Consider the following 18,036-nt stretch of genomic DNA (forward strand, 5'->3'; position numbering starts at 1 on the left):
GGCGACCGCAGCATCGACCCTTAGCGCGGGCAGGGCAGATTCACCAAGAGCCGCGACGCAGCGGGATGGCTCCGGCATCCCACGCGGGCGTGGCGCTGGGGAAACTTTGCCTCTTACGGCCCGCAACCTTCGCGGCGCGGCAGCGTTGGTGCCGGCATGAGCGCTGCCGTGCTGCCAGGGATCAGGCACGATCCGCGCTTCCCCCGCTGGCCCAGGACACCCTTATGTTCAACGATCCGGGCCTCGCCCGCATGACGAGACCTGCCTCCCGGGAGGGACGGGTGCTGGAACTGATCGCGGCCATTGCGATCATTGCGGTGCTGTTCTTCGGTCGCGAGGTGTTCGTGCCGGTGGCCCTGGCCATCCTTCTGAGTTTCGTGTTGTCGCCGGTGCTGCGGGTGCTGCGCCGGATCCGGCTTCCGCGCACGCTCTCCGTGGTGACGGTGGTGCTGGTAACGTTCCTCGGCCTCGCCACGCTGGGCGCGGTGGTCGCCAGCCAGATTGCCGAACTGGCCATCGACCTGCCCCGCTATCAGGCCAACCTGCAAGAGAAGATCCGCTCCTTCAAGGGCGCCACCGCCGGCTCGGGCAGCATGGAGCGGGTGGCCAACATGCTCCAGGATCTCTCCACGGAATTGGACCGGCCACAGCCGGCGCAGACCAATGCCTTGCCGGCAGGCGTTGCGGTGCAGAAGCCGATCCCGGTGGAAATCCGCCAGCCGGAGCCAGGCACCCTGGGGATGCTGGGATCGGTGATCTCGCCCCTGATCCACCCTTTGGCCACCACGGGCATCATTTTCATCTTCCTGATCTTCATCCTGCTGCAGCGGGAAGACCTGCGGAACCGGTTCATCCGCCTCGCCGGTGCCCATGACATCCAGCGCACCACGGCGGCCTTGGATGACGCGGGCGGCCGGCTCTCGCGCTTCCTGCTGACCCAGGTGGTGCTCAATGCCAGCTTTGGCGCGGTGATCGGTCTCGGCCTGTGGCTCATCGGCGTGCCCAGCGCGATCCTGTGGGGCCTGCTCGCGGCGGTGCTGCGCTTTGTGCCCTATATCGGCGCGATCATCGCCGCGGTGCTGCCCTCGGCCTTGGCCCTGGCGGTGGATCCCGGCTGGGCCATGGTGGTCTCCACGGTGGCGCTGTTCGTGGTGATCGAGCCGTTGGTCGGCCACATCATCGAGCCCTTGCTCTATGGCCGCAGCACCGGGCTGTCGCCGGTGGCGGTCATCGCTTCCGCCACTTTCTGGACCTGGCTGTGGGGACCCATCGGCCTCGTGCTGGCCACGCCACTGACCCTGTGCCTGGTGGTGCTGGGCCGCCATGTGGATCAGCTGGAATTCCTCGACGTCATGTTCGGTGATCGCCCGCCATTGAGCGCGCCGGAATTGTTCTACCAGCGCATGCTGGCGGGAGATCCCATCGAGGCCACCACCAAGGCGGAGGAATATCTCAAGCAGCAGCCGTTGCTGGCCTATGTGGACGAGGTGGCGTTGCCCGCCTTGCGGCTGGCACAGCGCGATGCCACGCGCGGGGCGCTGGATGTGGAGCGCATCGAACGGATCCGCGTCAGCGTTGGCGAATTGGTGGACAATCTCGCGCCCGGCGACGAGGCGGTGCCCCCCGCAACCCGCCAAGGTTCCGGCGACATGGAGCCGGCGACCACCGCACCGCAGCGCCGAACCTACGCGCGGCTGGATCGCAGCACCCTGCCCGCCGCCTGGGCCGCACCGACGCCGGTCCTGTGCATCAGCGCAAGTTCGGGCCTAGACGAGGCAGCCGCATTGCTGCTTTCGCTGGTGTTCACTGCATACGGATTGACCACCCGGGTGGAGGGGCCCGAGCGGCTTCAGCGCACCAATCTGGCGACCCTCGACCATCCGGAGTTGGCCTTGATCGTGGTGTCCTCGCTGGATGGGGGCAGCGCGGCACACCTGCGCTATTCGGCGCGCCGGCTGCGGCGGCGCCTGCCGAATGTGCCGATCCTCCTGGGGGCCTGGGGCCTTTCGGAGGATCGCGTCGCGCGCAGCGCCCTGGAGGAGGCCGGCGATGCCGGCGCCACCTCCATTGAGGAAGCCCTGGCGGCGGCGCTCGCCATGGCCCGGTCCGATCGGCGCGAAGCAGCCGGAACCGCGGCGGCGCGGGATGCGAGCCCGGCTGAGATCACCCCAGCCGCCGCCGATCACGCGCTCGGGTAGAGGATCGAGCGATCCACGGCGCGGATGTCGCGCGTGCCGGTGAGCGCCATGCTCACATCCATCTCGCGGCGGATGATGTCGAGGGTCTGGAGCACCCCCTCCTCCCCGCCCGCCGCGAGGCCGTAAAGCCAGGATTTGCCGATCATGCAGCTCTTGGCGCCGAGAGCGATGGCCTTGAGCACGTCCTGGCCCGAGCGGATGCCGCCGTCGAACATGATCTCGGTCTTGTGGCCCACCGCCTCGGCAATGGCCGGCAGCACGGTGATGGACGCCGGCGCGCCATCCAATTGCCGGCCGCCATGGTTCGAGACCACGATGGCATCGGCGCCGGTGTCGGCGGCGATCTTGGCGTCCTCAAGGTCCAAAATGCCCTTGAGGATGAGCTTGCCGGGCCACAGGCTGCGGATCCAGGCCACATCATTCCACGACAGCGATGGGTCGAACTGCCCGGCGATCCATTGCGACAAGGTGGAGAGGCTGTCCGCCCCCGGCACGCGCTCGGCCAGATTGCCGAAGGTGCGGCGCTTGCCGCGCAGCACCTTGAGCGCCCAGGCGGGCTTGGTCGCCACGTCGAGCATGTTGGCGAGGGTGAGCTTCGGCGGCACGCTGAGCCCATTCTTGATGTCGCGGTGACGCTGCCCCTGGATCTGAAGGTCGAGGGTGAGCACCAGCGCCGAGCACTTGGCGGCGATGGCGCGCTCCACCAGCGATTTGGAGAAGCCGCGGTCGCGCATCACGTAGAGCTGGAACCAGAACGGCTTGCCCACCGCGCCCGCCACGTCCTCAATGGAGCAGATGGACATGGTGCTGAGCGTGAACGGCACACCGAACGCCTGGGCGGCGCGGGCGCCGAGAATTTCCCCGTCGGCGTGAAACAGGCCGGTCAGTCCGGTGGGGGCGATGGCCACCGGCATGGTCACCGGCTGGCCGATCATGGTGGTGGCCAGATTGCGCTCGGACACATCGATCATCACCCGCTGGCGCAGCTTGAGCGCGGCCAAAGCGGCGCTGTTGTCGCGCAGGGTGCTCTCGCTATAGGAACCGCGATCCGCATACTCGAAGATCGCCCGGGGAATCCGCCGCTGCGCGATGCTGCGCAGGTCCGCAATTGAGGTGACGGGCGCCATCGACTGGCCCTTCCATGAAACAGGGGAGTTTTGGGGCAGGAAGCAGCCGAGCCGCCACCATCTCGCCCGGCTTTTCGACCCTCCCCCCACTGAAGGCAAGCACGGGATATGGGGGTGCGCGCATGGTGAGAAGAATTCTGCACGCCACCGCGGCGTCGGGCGCGATACATGAGGACCGGTGCCGCGGAGCAGCACCGGTGGGAGAGCCAAATGCTCAGTAGGTGGCGCGGCCGCCGGACACGTCGAACACGCCGCCGGTGGTGAAGGAACATTCCTCCGAGGCCAGCCAGCAGATCAGCGCGCCCACTTCCTCGATCTGGCCGAAGCGCCCCATGGGGATCTTGGACAGCATGAAGTCGATATGGGCCTGGGTCATCTGATCGAAGATCGCCGTGCGCACCGCCGCGGGGGTGACGCAGTTCACGGTGATCTTGTTCTTGGCCAGTTCCTTGCCGAGCGACTTGGTGAGGCCGATCACGCCGGCCTTCGAGGCGCTATAGGCCGGGGCATTGGGGTTGCCTTCCTTGCCGGCGATGGAGGCGATGTTGACGATGCGCCCGTAGTCCTTCTCCAGCATGTAAGGCACCACGGCCTTGTCGCAGTAGAAGACGCCGTTCAGGTTCACGTCGATCACCTTGCGCCACTCCTCCACCGGGTAGGACCAGGTGTTGGTGTTGGGGCCGGTGATGCCGGCGCTGGCTACCAGAATGTCGATGCCGCCGAAGGCTGCGACCGTGGCCTTGGCCGCCGCGTCGACCGAGTCCCAATCGGACACGTCCAGCGGCACGCCGAGGCTGTTGGCGCCCAGTGTGGTGGTGGCGGCAGCGATGGCGGCGGGATCGCGATCCCAGATCGCCACCTTGCCGCCTTCGGCGACGATGCGGGTGGCAACGGAGAGGCCGATGCCCGCCGCGCCGCCGGTGACGACCGCGACGCGGCCGGAAAAGCGTGTCGTATCAACCATCACTTCTTCTCCCAGGCGACGCAGGTCTGCTTCTGCTGGCCGAGCTTGTCGATGCCCAGCGTCATGACGTCGCCGGCTTTGAGATAGACCGGCACCGGCTTCATGCCCAGGCTGACGCCCGGAGGGGTGCCGGTGGTGATGATGTCGCCGGGCATCAGGGTCATGAAGCGCGACAGGTAGCTGACGATGACCTTCACATCGAAGATCATGGTGGCGGTGCTGCCGGTCTGCATGCGCTTGCCATTGACGTCGAGCCACATGCCGAGTTGCTGCACGTCGCCCACTTCGTCCTTGGTCACCAGCCAGGGGCCGATGGGGCCGAAGGTGTCGCAGCCCTTGCCCTTGTCCCAGGTGCCGCCGCGCTCGATCTGATACTCGCGCTCCGACACGTCGTTGATGCAGACGTAGCCGGCCACATGATCGAGGGCGTCCGCCTCTTCCACGTAGGAGGCGCGGGTTCCGATGACGATGCCCAGCTCCACTTCCCAGTCGGTCTTGGTGGAGCCCTTCGGAATGACCACGTCGTCATTCGGCCCCTGGATGCAGGAGGTGGCCTTCATGAACACGACGGGCTCGGCCGGGATCGGCAGGTTGGATTCCGCCGCATGGTCGGAAAAGTTCAGGCCGATGGCGATGAACTTCGGCACGCCGGCCACCGGCGCGCCATAGCGCGGGGTGCCTTCCACCACCGGCAGGCTGGCCACATCGAGCGCCGCCAGCTTGGCGAGGCTTTCGGGGGCAAGCACGGCACCGGTGATGTCGGAGATGACGCCGGACAGATCGCGGATGGTGCCGTCATCGGCCAGCAGGCCGGGGCGTTCCTGGCCCGCAGGGCCAAAGCGCAGGAGTTTCATGACAGTGCCTTCCGGTCAGTGCGTATAGGGACGGTGGAGCTTGCACTCCGGGTTCAGGCGCACGCCGAAACCGGGAGTCTCGGGCAGCTTGAGGCGGCCATTGACCGGCACCGGCTCGTCCAGCAGCAGCGGCGTGAACATCGGCACCACCTGGTCGGGCACCGGATGCATCATCAGGAATTCGGCGAACGGGCTGTTATGCCGGGTGATGACGAAGTGGTAGCTGTAGACGCTGGAACCATGGGGCACCACCAGCGCGCCCTTGGCGTCGGCGAGCGCCGAGATCTTGATCAGCTCGGTGATGCCGCCGCACCAACCCACGTCCGGCTGGATGATGTCGCAGCATTCCATCTCCAGCAGCATCTTGAAGCCCCAGCGGGTGGCCTCATGTTCGCCGGTGGTCACAAGCATGCCCTTGGGCACGTCGCGCTTGAGCTCGGCATAGCCCCAGTAATCGTCCGGCGGCAACGCCTCCTCGATCCACTTCAGGCCCATCTCATGCCAGGCTTCGGTGGCGAAGCGGGTGGCGTAGTTGACGTCCAGCGCCATCCAGCAATCCTGCATCAGCCAGAAGTCGGGGCCGACCTTGTCGCGCATGTCGGCGAGGATCTGGAGGTTCTTGTTCAGCCCCTCCTCGCCTTCCGCCGGGCCATGGTGCAGGGCCATCTTGCCGCCGATGAAGCCCATTTCCTTGGCCAGGTCCGGCCGGGCGCCGGTGGCATAGAACTGGAGTTCGTCGCGCACCGCGCCGCCCAGCAAATGGAACACCGGCTCCTTGCGCCACTTGGCCAGGAGGTCCCATAGCGCCAGATCGACGCCGGAGATGGTGTTCACCACCAGGCCCTTGCGGCCATAGAACAGGGTGGAGCGATACATCTGGTCCCACATCAATTCGATGTCGGTGACCTTGGCGCCCTCGATGAAGCGGGCGAGATGGTTCTCCACGATCCAGGCGGCGGGCTCGCCGCCGGTGGTCACGGCAAAGCCGACGGTGCCGTCGGAGGCCTCCACTTCCACCACCAGCGTGCCGAGCACGTTGATGCCGAAGGTGCGGCGGCTCTCGCGATAGGCCGGATACCTGGACATGGGGGTGGCGATGTGATCGTCGATCCAGTGGGTGCCGGTCTGGTCGTGATAATCGCCGCCGCCGCCGCGCACCACGAAGGCGCGGACTTCACGAATGGTAGGGACAGTCATGAACGGGCTCCTCGCGCTTTGGGGGTCGATGCGGCGCCGGTTGGGACGCTAGCCGCAGGGTTACGCGCCTTGCCGAGCGCGATGATGGCGATCACGCCGATGAAGGTGGTGCCGGCCAGCACATAAAGGCCGGTGGGGGCGCCGAAGGAAGCGTCGGCCCAGTTCTTGACGTTCGGGGCGACGAAGCCGCCCAATGCGCCCAGCGCATTGATGAAGGCGATGCCCGCCGCCGCCGCGACGCCACCCAGATAGCGGGTGGGGAAGGTCCAGAACATGGGCTGCACGGCGATGAAGCCGGCGGCCGCGAAGCACAGCGCCACCAGGGCGATGGCCGGGCCGCTGCCGGCAGACACGGCGATGCCGAGGCCGGATACCGCCAGGGTAGCCGCCGCAAGCATGCGGTGCGCGCCGGTCTGGTCCGCCAGGCGCGGCAGGAAGAATGTGGCGGCCATGGCGCAGATCCACGGGATCGCAGTGACGAGGCCCACTTCCAGCCCGACCTTCTTGCCCAGGAGGGCGGCCACCTGCGTCGGCAGGTAGAAGATGACGCCATAGACGCTCATCTGGATCAGGAAATAGATCAGCACGAAATGCAGGATGCGCGGATTGGCGAAGGCTGCCTTGAGGCCGACGTGGCCCGCGCCTTCCTTGGCCTTCTGCTCGGCGGCGATGGCATCGGCCAGGGCCTTGCGCTCGTCGGCGGGCATCCAGCGGGCATCCTGCGGCTTGTCGTCCAGATACCAATAGGCCCAGATGCCGACCACGCTGGCCAGGAGGCCTTCGATCAGGAACATCCACTGCCAGCCCTCAAGGCCGAACGCGCCGTGGAATTCCAGCAGCAGGCCGCTGAGCGGGGCGCCGAGAATGAAGGACAAGGGCGCGCCGAAATAGAACAGACCGAGGATCTGGCCGCGCTTGGCCTGAGGGAACCAATAGGTCACGTACAAGATCACGCCGGGGAAGAAGCCGGCCTCCGCCGCGCCGAGCAGCAGGCGGATGGCGTAGAAGGAATTCTCGCCGGTCACGAACATCGTGGCGGCGGAGACCAGGCCCCAGGTGACCATGATCCGGCACATCCAGATCTTGGCCCCGACCCGATGCATGATCAGGTTGCTGGGGATCTCGAACGCCGCATAGGTCAGGAAGAACAAGCCGGCCCCGAGGGCATAGGCGGCGGCGGACACACCGGTGGCCGCCTGGAAGGCGTCCTTGGCAAAGCCGATGTTGGCGCGGTCGAGGAACGACAGCACATACATGAGCAGCAGGAAGGGTACGAGACGCCGGCGCGTGCGCGCGATCGCCCGGTCAAGGGTCGGATTGTCCACCATGGCATTTCCTCAGGTGCTTGAAGTCTGCAGGAGCGAGTACCATATTGTGGTACTTCATCTTATTATGTAGGATGATCTGATATTGAAGCCTTTGGGGGGAGTCAATCCGCATGGCCGAGCTTGGAGCTTCGACAAACAAAACGGCTGTTGAGCCACCCGAAGACGCCGCGACGCCGCCCGCCGGCAGCCAGGCGGTGATGCGGGCGCTAGATGTGATCGAAGCGGCGGGCGACGGCCCCATAGACCTGATGCGCTTGGCGAAAACGGTGGGCCTGACCCGCAGCACCGCCCATCGTCTGGCCAGCGGTCTGGTGGCGCGCGGCTATCTGCGGTTTGCGCCCGGCGAGGGCTATTCGCTCGGCCCGAAGCTGATCCAGCTGGGCGCGCAGGCCGGCACCCAGCGTCCGCTGACGCGGGTGGCCCGGCCCTATCTCGACCAATTGGCGCTGGAGACCGAGGACACGGTGCATCTCGGCGTGCTCGAGGGCGACTGGGCGCTTTATCTCGACAAGATCCCCGGCCGCCGCCGATTCGAGATTTCATCCAAGGTGGGCGAGCGGCACCCGGTCTGGTCCACCGGTCTCGGCAAGGCGCTGATTCTGGATGGAGACGAAGCTCTCTGGGAGCGGTTCTTCGCCATCGGCACCGCTCTGGGGCCGAATCGCGACCATGAGCGCGCCCCGTGGCTCGGCCGCATGCGCGGCTATGCGCAGTGGGGCTACGCCTTCGACCTGGAAGAGAACGAGCCGCGGGTGCGCTGCGTGGCGGCGCCCATCCGCGACGCGGTCGGCCAGACCGTGGGCGCCATCAGCGTCTCCAGCGCCTCGCACTACATGGACGATGCGCGCATGGCGGCCCTGGCGGAGCGAGTGACAGCCGTGACCGCGGCCATCAGTTCCGAATTGGGATGGCGGGTCGGGCTGCGTCGCCCGCAGCCCTGAGGACACCTGGCCCAGCCTTAGGTGCGCGAACGTTCGACAGCGCGCCCAATCAATCGCCGACCGCACGGGGTGGCAACCACCCGGCTCAAGGCATCTGATCCGCGGGATATGGAGATATGGTGGGGAAATGCCGGTGGGGCAGAAATGGTCGGAGCGAGAGGATTTGAACCTCCGACCCCTAGTCCCCCAGACTAGTGCGCTAACCGGGCTGCGCTACGCTCCGACTTGAGGCGGACTGTTAGACCATCACTTCTCAGCCGACAAGCCATAATCCGACTTTTCCCCGGCTCACAGCTTTGGCTTGACGTGCCATGCCCCCATGCCATGTTCCGCGCCGGTGGCGGACACCGGGAGCGCGCGCGTGACCTTTCCTGTGACTCTCCTGGACCTTGCCGGCTGCATCGCCCTGCTCTTATGGGGCACCCATATGGTGCAGAGCGGCGTGCAAAGCGCCTTCGGCCCGCGCCTGCGGACGTTCCTCGCCGGCGCCCTGAAGACCCGGTTCCACGCCTTTCTCGCCGGGCTCGGCGTCACCGCCGTGCTTCAGAGCAGCACCGCCACCGGCCTGATGGTGGCGGGATTCGCGGCCACGGGGCTGGTGGACCTCGTCCCAGCGCTGGCGGTGATGCTGGGCGCCAATGTGGGTACCACTTTGGTGGTGCAGGTGCTGTCGTTCGACATCTCGCCTTTGTCGCCCGCTCTGATCCTCATCGGCGTCATGATGTACCGCCGCGCCGCCAGCCCCACCCCGCGCGATGTGGGCAAGGTGGCCATCGGGCTCGGCCTGATGCTGCTGTCGCTGCACCAACTGATCGAACTCATTACGCCCTATGAGGACGCGCCGAGCCTGCGCATGCTCATGGGGGCGGTCTCGACGGAGCCCTTGGTGGCGGTCGCGGTGGCGGCTGTGCTCACCTGGGTTGCCCATTCCAGCGTGGCCATCGTGCTGCTGGCCATGTCGCTGGCCGCCAAGGGGGTGGTTGCGCCGGAGGCCGCGCTCGCTTTGGTCATCGGCGCCAATCTGGGCAGCGCGCTCAACCCGCTGCTGGAAGCCAGTTCCGCCGCCGATCCCGCCTCCCGCCGGCTGCCGTTCGGCAACGTCTTGAACCGCTTGGTGGGCACGGTCCTGGCGTTGGCGCTGCTCGATCCCCTCTCCCGGCTGCTGCTGGAGTTCGAGCCGAACGCGGCCCGTGCCGTCGCCGACTTTCATACCCTGTTCAATCTCGTGCTCGCGGTCCTGTTCCTGCCGGTGCTGAAGCCGTTCGCGGATCTGCTGCGCACCCTGTTCCCGGTGAAAATTCTCGAAAGCGATCCGGCGCGTCCCCTCTATCTGGACTCCCTCGCCTCCAGCACGCCCGTGGTCGCCCTCGGCAATGCCGCGCGGGAGGCGCTGCGGCTGGCGGACATCCTGGAAACCATGCTCTCCTGCACCCGCGATGCGCTGGAGAAGGACAACCGTGCCCGCGTCACCGAGGCCCAGCGCCTCGATGACGTGCTCGATCGGCTGAACTCCGCCATCCAGGCCTATTTGATGCAGCTGGACCCCGAGACGCTCAGCGCCGACGATCATCGCCGCCTGGCGGAGATCCTTGCCTTTGCCACCAACATGGAACATGCGGGCGATGTTCTGGATAATTCGCTGCTGCCGCTGGCGGCCAAGCGTCTGAAGCGCGGCCTTGCCTTCTCCGCCGACGGGCAGGCCGACATCGCCACCATGATCGATCGGGTGATCGCCAATTTGCGTACAGCCGGCGCCCTCTTCATGACCAATGATGCGGAAACCGCCCGCCAGCTTGCCGCAGAAAAAGCGGTGTTCCGCGACCTGGAGACGAAAGCGACGCAAAGCCATTTCGACCGCATGCGCGCCGGGCAGGTCGCGTCGGCCGAGACCAGCACCTTGCATCTCGACGTCATGCGGGATCTGAAACGCATCAATGCGCATTTGGTCAGCGGTACCGCCTATCCGGTGCTTGAGCGTGAAGGCGAGTTGCTTTCGACCCGCATCGCCGGCCCAATGGAATAGGCCCACAGCCCCGCCTCACGGGCGCGAGAATCGCAAAAATCCGTCAAGATAAAGGCGTGACACTTCTGTCACAGGCCTGGGGATAAGTGCGGCCATTCCGTCGCACCATACCTCCCAGGTTGAGTTCATCCTTGTCTCGCCCCTAGCGGGTGACATTCTCGCCGCATTAGGTGGCCATTGGCCGATCTCCATCAACAATCATGGAGGTTGCGGGAATGGAGATCCGAAAGGGATTTCTGCTTGGTTCGCTAGCACTGACAATGGCCGGTCTCGGGACACCCGCTGCGGCGGAACCCAAACAGACCGGCGTCGCGTCCTACTATTGGCAGGGGCGTGGCACAGCCAGTGGCGAGCGTTTCAACCCCAATGCCCTGACGGCAGCCCATCGCTCGCTTCCCTTCGGTACGAAGGTTCGCGTCACCAACCTCAAGAACGGACGCGAAATCGTCGTCCGCATCAATGACCGTGGCCCGTTTGTCCGCGGACGCATCATCGATGTCTCCCGCGCCGCAGCCTCAGAACTGGGCTTTCACGGCAGCGGGCTGACCAAGGTCGCCCTGGCCGTCGTCGACTGAGGTCCAGCACTGATCCGGGGCGTTGCTGATGTCCATGGCATCGCTACCCCGTCAACGATGCGAGCGGCGGTTGGTTCCCCTTCCGCCGCCGCCTTCCGGCCATGGCAACGCGCCAGATCGGTGCCCGACCCTGATCCGCGCCCGGCCGCGAACATAGCCATCCGCGTGATGACCCCTGTCAGCAGGCGCGGGGGGCGCGGCGAGACAGTGCAAAGCGTCCTGGCGGCAAACACGCCGACGCTAGGCCGGCACAGTCGCTGTCAAGCGCCCCACGAGCCCGTTGCCCGGCGGACCCATGTCTACGGGGGAGGGACGCTTTTCTGAGGGAACGGAAAACGGCTCAGTCCGCGCCGGAATCGTCGCTCTCTTCCGCCAGCACCGCCCCCATCAGACGGCGGCATTCCGAGAGTTCATAGAGTGCTGCCTGAAGGCGGCTGATATCATCGCGCGACAGAAGCGGCGCCGGCGGCACCGGCGCGCCGGTCATGCGCGGTTCCGAGCGCAGATGCGGCGGGAGATACTGCTCGGGCGGCCCCGGACGATGCGGCTCCGGCGGCATATAATCCTCAGGCTGCTCGCGCCAGCCTTCGCTTGCACCGCGCGACATGCGGCGTGCCCCCTGATCGTCCCCCTCGTCGTCCGGCCAGGTGTCCCGGGCGCGGGACCGAGGGTCGCGCTGGCTCGCGCGCCCATAGGCCCGCTCATCTGCGGCGCGCCCGGCATCATTCCACGGCTCGCGCGGCGCGGGTCGGTCATCAAACTGCCGGCCACCCTGCCCCGTCTCCCGCGCCAACCGGCGCTCGGCCGCGCGCCGGTCTTCCAAGCCGGCGCGATAGGAGGCGTGCGACTCCGGCTCATCGGGATCGTATTCCTCCATGGGCCCCAGAAACGGGCCCAGCCGCGGCGGCGCCACCAGGGGCGCCTGGACCGGCGGCGGCGGGTCAAAGAAGGGATCGCGCGCCGTGCGCTGCCCCATCACCGGCGGGACGGGGGCCGGATCAGGGAAACCGCGCTCGGGCGCGGACCATTCCGGCCGTGCACGACCGGCCGCACCGGCAACCGCGCCATATGTCGCTGGCTGCCCCGACGAGCTGTGCTCACGCGATGGCGAAAACGCCCCCTCATCCCGCGCCGGTCGCGGCGGCGCGGCGCGGGGAGCGTCCATATAAGGTTCGGCCTCGCGGCTCCGATACGGGTCGTCATCTCCGGTGTTGCGCGGCCGGGGGGCACGGGGCGGCGCGAAGCGGTCGTCATCGGGGAAGTCATCATGGTCCATGGCCGACGGCGCGCCGCGCACCGGCCGCTGCCAGATGGAATCGTCATCCCCATAGAGGTCGCCTTGACCGGCCAGTTCGTCGTCCAGATCATCGCGCGCGCGCGGCGTCTCGGGCGCGGCGGCTGGACGCTTGCGGGCGCGCGCTGGGATATATTCTTCCGGCGGACCGGGCAGCGGCGGCGGTGCGGGCGGTGCGGCGTCCTTCATGCGCCGGATGCGGGCATCCAGCGGTTCGGAAATCTGCTCGGCGGGCGGCAATTCGTCGTCGAAGAACGGCAGCAACGGGTCTTCCAGCTCGCGCGCCGCCGGGGGCTCCGGCAGGCGCGACGCCGGGCCGCGGCTGGGCCGCTGCGGCGGCGCGGCGACCGGACGGCGCGGGATGGCCTCGAACGAGGGATCGTGCCGAGCCGCCTCCGGCGCGTAGGGATCGTCGTCACGCTCCGCGGTTCGGAACACCGGCTCGGCCCGTGTGGCGGGGGCGGCGGGCCGGGACGGTGCCGGCTTGGCCGCGGCCGCGCGCCCCGGGCTCTCGCTCGCGCGCGGCGCCGGGCGGCGGGGCTCGGGCACGTCCTCGGTGCGGGGCGTGAAGCTGGCGAAATCGGGAAACGGCAGCGGCGGCTCATCGAAGGCCGGCTGGGCGCGGGCGTGATCGTCGCTCTCCGCCCGAGGGCGGCGGCGGGGCAACAGGCCGAGCAGCCCACCGAAGCCCCCGCCGTCTTCACTCGCGGGCGGCGACGGCGGCGCAGCGGGTCGCTCGGGGGCGGCGGCGACGGGCTCGCCATCGTCATAGCCGATGGCCTGGACATGGCGCACGCCCTGATCCTTGAGGATCTTCTGCACGCCCTTTATGGTGTAGCCTTCGCTGTACAGCAGATGGCGGATGCCGCGCAGCAGTTCCACGTCGTCGGGACGGTAATAGCGCCGGCCCCCGGCCCGTTTGACCGGGCGGATGTGGGTAAATCGGGTTTCCCAGAACCGCAGGACGTGCTGGGGCAGCTCAAGATCGTCTGCCACCTCGCTGATGGTGCGGAAGGCGTCTGGAGACTTGTCGAGATGCCTCGCGTCAACCACGCCTTACGGCTCCTTCAATCGCGTTCTGCGACCTTCCCTGTGCGCCCGTTGATGCGATTCTTCAAGATGCTGGACGGCTTGAACACCATCACCCGGCGGGGCTCGATGGGAACCTCCTCGCCGGTCTTGGGGTTGCGCCCAACCCGCTCACCTTTGCTGCGGACGACAAACGATCCGAATGACGACAGCTTGACGGTTTCACCCGTCGCCAGACAATCGGCGATTTCGCGCAGTACCATTTCCACCAGCGCTGCGGACTCGGTGCGCGACAAGCCTACCTGCTGGTAGACCGCCTCACACAGATCGGCACGCGTCACGGTCCGTCCAGCCATGTGTCTTCCCGGCCCCTAGAGGACACCAATATGTGACCCTAGCCATTCGGGGTCAGCACGGTCAACGCCCTTTATGCTTTATTTACCAACGCAGAAGCGCGGAACCCCAGGTGAAGCCGCCGCCCATGGCCTCCAGCAGCACCAGATCGCCGCGCTGGATCCGCCCATCCCGCCGCGCCACATCCAGCGCCAGCGGAATTGAGGCGGCAGAGGTATTGCCATGCAACTCTACGGTTGTCACAACTTTTGCGGGAGAAATGCCCAATTTCTGCGCGCTGGCGTCGATAATGCGTCGGTTTGCCTGATGCGGAACGAACCAGTCGATGCTTTCCGCGGACTCGCCCGTGGCGGCGAAGGCATCGGTGATCACGTCGGTGATCATGCCCACCGCATGCTTGAACACCTCCCGCCCCTCCATCCGCAGATGGCCGACGGTCTGGGTGGAGGACGGACCGCCATCCACAAACAATTTTGCGCGGTGGCGTCCGTCGGAACGCAGATGCGAGGTCAATATGCCGCGCCCACCCGCCTCGGCCTCAGGCACCGCTTCCAGCACCACGGCGCCGGCGCCGTCGCCGAACAGCACGCAGGTCCCGCGGTCGGTCCAGTCCAGGATGCGCGAGAAGGTCTCCGCGCCGATCACCAGGGCCCGCTTGAAGCTGCCGGTCTTCAGATGGGCATCGGCGGTAGAGAGCGCGAACACGAAGCCCGAGCAGACCGCCTGAAGGTCGAATGCCGCCCCGCGGGTGATGCCCAGCTCGTTCTGAATCACCACCGAAGTGGCGGGAAAGGTCTGGTCCGGGGTCGAAGTGGCCAGCACGATGAGATCGATGTCGGCCGCGGTGAGACCGGCATCAGCCAGCGCCGCCTGGGCCGCCTTCAGCCCGAGGTGCGAGGTGAACTCTCCCTCCGCCGCGATGTGACGCTCACGGATGCCGGTGCGCTGGACGATCCACTCGTCCGACGTATCGACCAATTGCGCCAGTTCGGCATTGGTGAGGACCTTCTGCGGAAGATAAGACCCCACGCCTCGAACCACAGACTTCATACCGCTCACGATTGCCCTTCCGCTTCCGCCGCCTCGGCCCCGATGGTCGCAACGGACGCGGGCCGGCTGACGATGCTGGTTTGAATGCGCGCCAGGAGACGGTGGCGCACCATGTCGTAGCCCAGATCCACCGCCGCCGCGAAGCCCTCCGCATCGGCGCCGCCGTGACTTTTGATCACCACGCCGTTGAGGCCGAGGAAGACGCCGCCGTTGGACCGGCGCGGATCCATTTTCTGCCGCAGAACCGCGAACGCATCTCGCGCCAGCAGATATCCGAGCCTCGCCCGCAGCGTCCGGCCCATGGCGGCGCGCAGGTAGGCGGCAAGCTGCTTGGCGGTGCCTTCCGCGGTCTTGAGGGCGATATTGCCGGAGAAGCCCTCCGTCACAACCACGTCCACCGTACCGGCGCCGATGTCGTTGCCTTCCACGAAGCCGAAGTAGCGCACGTCCGGCACGCCCTCCTCGCGCAGGATGCGCCCGGCTTCCTTGACCTCTTCGACGCCCTTGATCTCTTCCACGCCCACATTGAGCAGGCCGACGGTGGGGTGCTCGATGTCGAACACCGTGCGCGCCATGGCCGATCCCATGATCGCCATTTCAATCAGGCTCTGCGCGGTGGCGCCGATGGACGCGCCCACATCCAGGACGATGCTCTCGCCCCGCAGCGTCGGCCAGATGGCGGCAATGGCCGGACGCCCGATGCCGGGCATGGTGCGCAGGTTGACCTTGGCCATGGCCATCAGGGCGCCGGTATTGCCCGCCGATACCGCCGCGTCGGCCTCGTTGACCTTCACCGCATCGATGGCCCGCCACATGGACGAGCGATAGCGCCCACGGCGCAGGGCCTGGCTGGGCTTGTCGTCCATGCCCACCACCACATCTGTGTGGACGATGCGGGCGGACGCGGCCAAAGCGGGATACTTCTCCAGGATCGGACGCAGCCGGGCCTCGTCGCCGAACAGCACGAAGGCCGTGTCCGGATGGCGCACGCGCGCGACTTCCACGCCGGCCAGGATGGTCTCCGGCCCGTGGTCTCCGCCCATGGCGTCGATGGCAATACGAACAGGTACGGTCATCAGCCCTTCGGTCCCGGATACGCCATGCGCGGGATGATGTTCGCGTCGGCCGCCGGACAATAGCCGCTCACCGCGCCATCGCAACTGCGCACGGGTCTCAAGTGGGATCCTTCAGCCGCGCCAGAGCGGCAAAAGGCGACACCGGCGCGTCTGTTTCCACGCTCTCTTCGTAGGGCTCGAACACCTCACCCGGCTTGCGGGGATAGGGATCAAGGCCCAGCGCCAGGAATTCGGTGATCAGCAGGCCAAGATCGATCCCACCATCCACAATGAGATCGGGCGGATCGATATCGCTGTCCTCGGGGGCATTGGCGATGATGCGGGCGATGGTCTCCGCCGAGGCGAATCGCACGTCCACGGGCTCCACCACATCGGTCTCGAACGATTCCAGCGACACCACGGAGATCTGGCTGACGCGCCCGCGTACCTCCCCGGTGACATGGGCGCCATCGGAGCGCTCGGGCGCCACATGCAGATGGGCGGTCAGGGCATCAACCTGGGGCACATTCAAATGCCGCGCCAGCGCGGCCCAAATCTCGGGCCCCGGCGCGAACTTCAGATCCAGCCCGTGGGCGGGAAGATCCGCCACGGAAATCACATGGGAATAAGGCAGGTCAGACACGGCCTCACTTCTCCTCGGCGAACAACGCGGGAAACGTCACCTCACCGCGCGCGAAATCCGCGGTAGGTGTTGTAGCAAGGGCTGCCGCCGTCGCCCTGACATAGGCGGCCAGCGCGTCGGTCGCCACGGGCGCCCCCTGCGGGGCAGATGCCCCTTCATAGCGGGCGAAGATGTTCCGGGCCAAGGCCTCAGACAAATCCTCGCCGGGCTTTGCCAGCGCCGCGTCATAAGCGGCGGTACGATCATAGAAGCCCTGGCCGATCTTCTTCATCTTCTTGGGGACGGACAAGTCGCCAATCCCCATCTCCCGCATGGTGCGATCCATGTCGTCGAGGAAGGCGTCGAACACCTCCTGGGAGACGGCACGCCCCTCCTCGGCCTCGCCCTTGAGGCGACGGCAGACCAGAAAGATGTGCAGCATGAGCAATTCCAACCGCCCTTCCACCGTATCCGGCACGGAGAACTCGGTGTAGAACGCCGGCTGCCGCGCCTGCGCCACGATCGCGCCATACAGCCGCTCAATGGTCTCGCGCGTCTTTGATCGACGGAACAGTTTCAGCATGATGTTTTGCGGGTCTGTGCGTCGGCCGTGATACCTGACGCGGGGATCGACCAGCGGCGTAGCCTGCGACGGGCGCCCTGGCAAGGGTGCCTCGCTGGCGCGACGTGATAAGGACGACGGATGCGCGGGCCGCCGGGGGAAGCACCAGGGCGATTCGCAAGGGCACGTTACGATCGGATTGCGTCGCAACCGGATGGGTCGAACGTTCTCTATCAATTCAATGGAGCCTTATCCGATCAGGTTGGTACACCTGATCGGATAAGGCTCCAGGGCAGTGGCTGGAACCGAGGGGAACAGCGTGGCACCAGGACGGTCTGCAAAAAGGTTTGCCTTCAGCCACGGGGCGGCGCGCCGCCCCCGCGCAGCTTTGGCTCTGGCTTTGGCCGCGACGACGCTGGCGGGATGCGCAAACATCCCCGGTGGCAGTGGCACCAGCGTCAGCGGCATCGTGCGCACCTACCAGAGGGGCTATGTGCTGAGTGAAGGCGCCCTTGAACAGGTGCCGGTCGGCTCCAGCCAGGAGCAGGCGCTTCTGGTGCTGGGAACCCCCTCCACGGTCTCCACCGTGAGCGGCGATACCTTCTATTACATCTCGCAGACCGAAAAGCGGGTGGCGTTCCTCAAGCCCGAGGTGACGGACCAGCGCGTTCTTGCGGTCTATTTCGGCAAGGACCGCCGCGTCACCCGCATCGCCAACTACGGGTTGAAGGACGGGAAAGTGTTCGATTTCGTCACGCAAACCACGCCGACCAGCGGCGAGGAGCTCAGCGTGCTGAAACAGATCATTTCGGCCACGGACTTTTCCGCGGGACCGGCCATCGGCCGCTGAGGTACGCGGTGCG

General features: G+C 66.7%; 15 protein-coding genes, 1 tRNA gene and 1 pseudogene. 5 read left to right on the plus strand and 12 right to left on the minus strand.

From position 1 onward, the window contains the following. The first annotated feature begins 224 nt into the window (after positions 1 to 224). Positions 225 to 2,198 (plus strand): AI-2E family transporter, encoded by a 1,974-nt coding sequence (locus tag AAG816_RS18845; protein WP_341991218.1) that lies wholly within the window; start codon positions 225 to 227, stop codon positions 2,196 to 2,198. On the opposite strand, the gene AAG816_RS18850 is transcribed toward AAG816_RS18845, so the two are convergent. The 5 genes from AAG816_RS18850 to AAG816_RS18870 all read right to left on the minus strand — a co-directional run bounded on the left by AAG816_RS18850 (position 2,183) and on the right by AAG816_RS18870 (position 7,668). Then, positions 2,183 to 3,325: an alpha-hydroxy acid oxidase gene (locus tag AAG816_RS18850; RefSeq protein ID WP_341991219.1), complete on the minus strand. Its 1,143-nt coding sequence runs from the start codon at positions 3,323 to 3,325 to the stop codon at positions 2,183 to 2,185. The two genes, AAG816_RS18845 and AAG816_RS18850, sit on opposite strands and share 16 nt — an antisense overlap. A 214-nt stretch (positions 3,326 to 3,539) precedes the next feature. After that, positions 3,540 to 4,289: an SDR family NAD(P)-dependent oxidoreductase gene (locus tag AAG816_RS18855; protein ID WP_341991220.1), complete on the minus strand. Its 750-nt coding sequence runs from the start codon at positions 4,287 to 4,289 to the stop codon at positions 3,540 to 3,542. Beyond that, complete coding sequence (locus AAG816_RS18860) at positions 4,289 to 5,143, minus strand: fumarylacetoacetate hydrolase family protein (RefSeq protein WP_341991221.1); 855 nt, start codon at positions 5,141 to 5,143, stop codon at positions 4,289 to 4,291. Before AAG816_RS18860 ends, AAG816_RS18855 begins: the two co-directional genes overlap by 1 nt. Before the next feature lie 15 nt (positions 5,144 to 5,158). Next, a complete protein-coding gene (gene rhmD / locus AAG816_RS18865; protein ID WP_341991222.1) occupies positions 5,159 to 6,340 on the minus strand; it encodes an L-rhamnonate dehydratase in 1,182 nt (393 codons plus the stop codon). After that, positions 6,337 to 7,668: an MFS transporter gene (locus AAG816_RS18870; protein ID WP_341991223.1), complete on the minus strand. Its 1,332-nt coding sequence runs from the start codon at positions 7,666 to 7,668 to the stop codon at positions 6,337 to 6,339. The genes rhmD and AAG816_RS18870 overlap by 4 nt, the downstream gene beginning before the upstream one ends. A 110-nt stretch (positions 7,669 to 7,778) precedes the next feature. On the opposite strand from AAG816_RS18870, the gene AAG816_RS18875 reads away from it, so the two are divergent. Then, on the plus strand, positions 7,779 to 8,609 hold the full coding sequence (locus AAG816_RS18875; protein ID WP_341991224.1) for an IclR family transcriptional regulator: 831 nt from the start codon (positions 7,779 to 7,781) through the stop codon (positions 8,607 to 8,609). Positions 8,610 to 8,754: 145 nt separating this feature from the next. Here AAG816_RS18875 and AAG816_RS18880 read toward each other — a convergent pair. Next, positions 8,755 to 8,832: transfer RNA gene (locus AAG816_RS18880), tRNA-Pro, on the minus strand. A gap of 138 nt (positions 8,833 to 8,970) precedes the next feature. On the opposite strand from AAG816_RS18880, the gene AAG816_RS18885 reads away from it, so the two are divergent. Together AAG816_RS18885 and AAG816_RS18890 are read left to right on the plus strand one after the other, a co-directional pair. Beyond that, positions 8,971 to 10,632 (plus strand): Na/Pi cotransporter family protein, encoded by a 1,662-nt coding sequence (locus AAG816_RS18885; RefSeq protein ID WP_341991225.1) that lies wholly within the window; start codon positions 8,971 to 8,973, stop codon positions 10,630 to 10,632. A gap of 215 nt (positions 10,633 to 10,847) precedes the next feature. Then, entirely contained in the window at positions 10,848 to 11,207 is a 360-nt protein-coding gene (locus AAG816_RS18890; protein ID WP_341991226.1) for a septal ring lytic transglycosylase RlpA family protein, read from the plus strand. Between the two features lie 2,074 nt (positions 11,208 to 13,281). Here AAG816_RS18890 and AAG816_RS18895 read toward each other — a convergent pair. The 6 genes and pseudogenes from AAG816_RS18895 to AAG816_RS18920 form a co-directional block, all read right to left on the minus strand. Then, positions 13,282 to 13,554 (minus strand): annotated as a pseudogene (locus AAG816_RS18895) (MerR family transcriptional regulator); the annotation flags it as partial. Between the two features lie 14 nt (positions 13,555 to 13,568). After that, on the minus strand, positions 13,569 to 13,886 hold the full coding sequence (locus AAG816_RS18900; RefSeq protein WP_341991227.1) for an integration host factor subunit alpha: 318 nt from the start codon (positions 13,884 to 13,886) through the stop codon (positions 13,569 to 13,571). Between the two features lie 82 nt (positions 13,887 to 13,968). Then, complete coding sequence (locus tag AAG816_RS18905; RefSeq protein ID WP_341991228.1) at positions 13,969 to 14,943, minus strand: beta-ketoacyl-ACP synthase III; 975 nt, start codon at positions 14,941 to 14,943, stop codon at positions 13,969 to 13,971. Beyond that, the gene (gene plsX, locus AAG816_RS18910; protein WP_341991229.1) at positions 14,940 to 16,010 is read right to left on the minus strand and encodes a phosphate acyltransferase PlsX; all 1,071 of its coding nucleotides are present in this window, start codon (positions 16,008 to 16,010) and stop codon (positions 14,940 to 14,942) included. The genes AAG816_RS18905 and plsX overlap by 4 nt, the downstream gene beginning before the upstream one ends. Positions 16,011 to 16,107: 97 nt before the next feature. Next, a complete protein-coding gene (locus tag AAG816_RS18915) occupies positions 16,108 to 16,632 on the minus strand; it encodes a DUF177 domain-containing protein (protein WP_341991230.1) in 525 nt (174 codons plus the stop codon). 4 nt (positions 16,633 to 16,636) lie between these two features. Next, positions 16,637 to 17,194 carry a ubiquinol-cytochrome C chaperone family protein gene (locus AAG816_RS18920; protein ID WP_341991231.1) on the minus strand — a complete coding sequence of 186 codons (558 nt, stop codon included), beginning with the start codon at positions 17,192 to 17,194 and terminating at the stop codon, positions 16,637 to 16,639. Positions 17,195 to 17,606: 412 nt separating this feature from the next. On the opposite strand from AAG816_RS18920, the gene AAG816_RS18925 reads away from it, so the two are divergent. Continuing rightward, on the plus strand, positions 17,607 to 18,023 hold the full coding sequence (locus tag AAG816_RS18925; RefSeq protein WP_341991251.1) for an outer membrane protein assembly factor BamE: 417 nt from the start codon (positions 17,607 to 17,609) through the stop codon (positions 18,021 to 18,023). Positions 18,024 to 18,036 lie beyond the last annotated feature (13 nt).

Origin of the sequence: Azorhizobium sp. AG788 (assembly GCF_943371865.1) — a bacterium.
Lineage (GTDB): Bacteria > Pseudomonadota > Alphaproteobacteria > Rhizobiales > Xanthobacteraceae > Azorhizobium.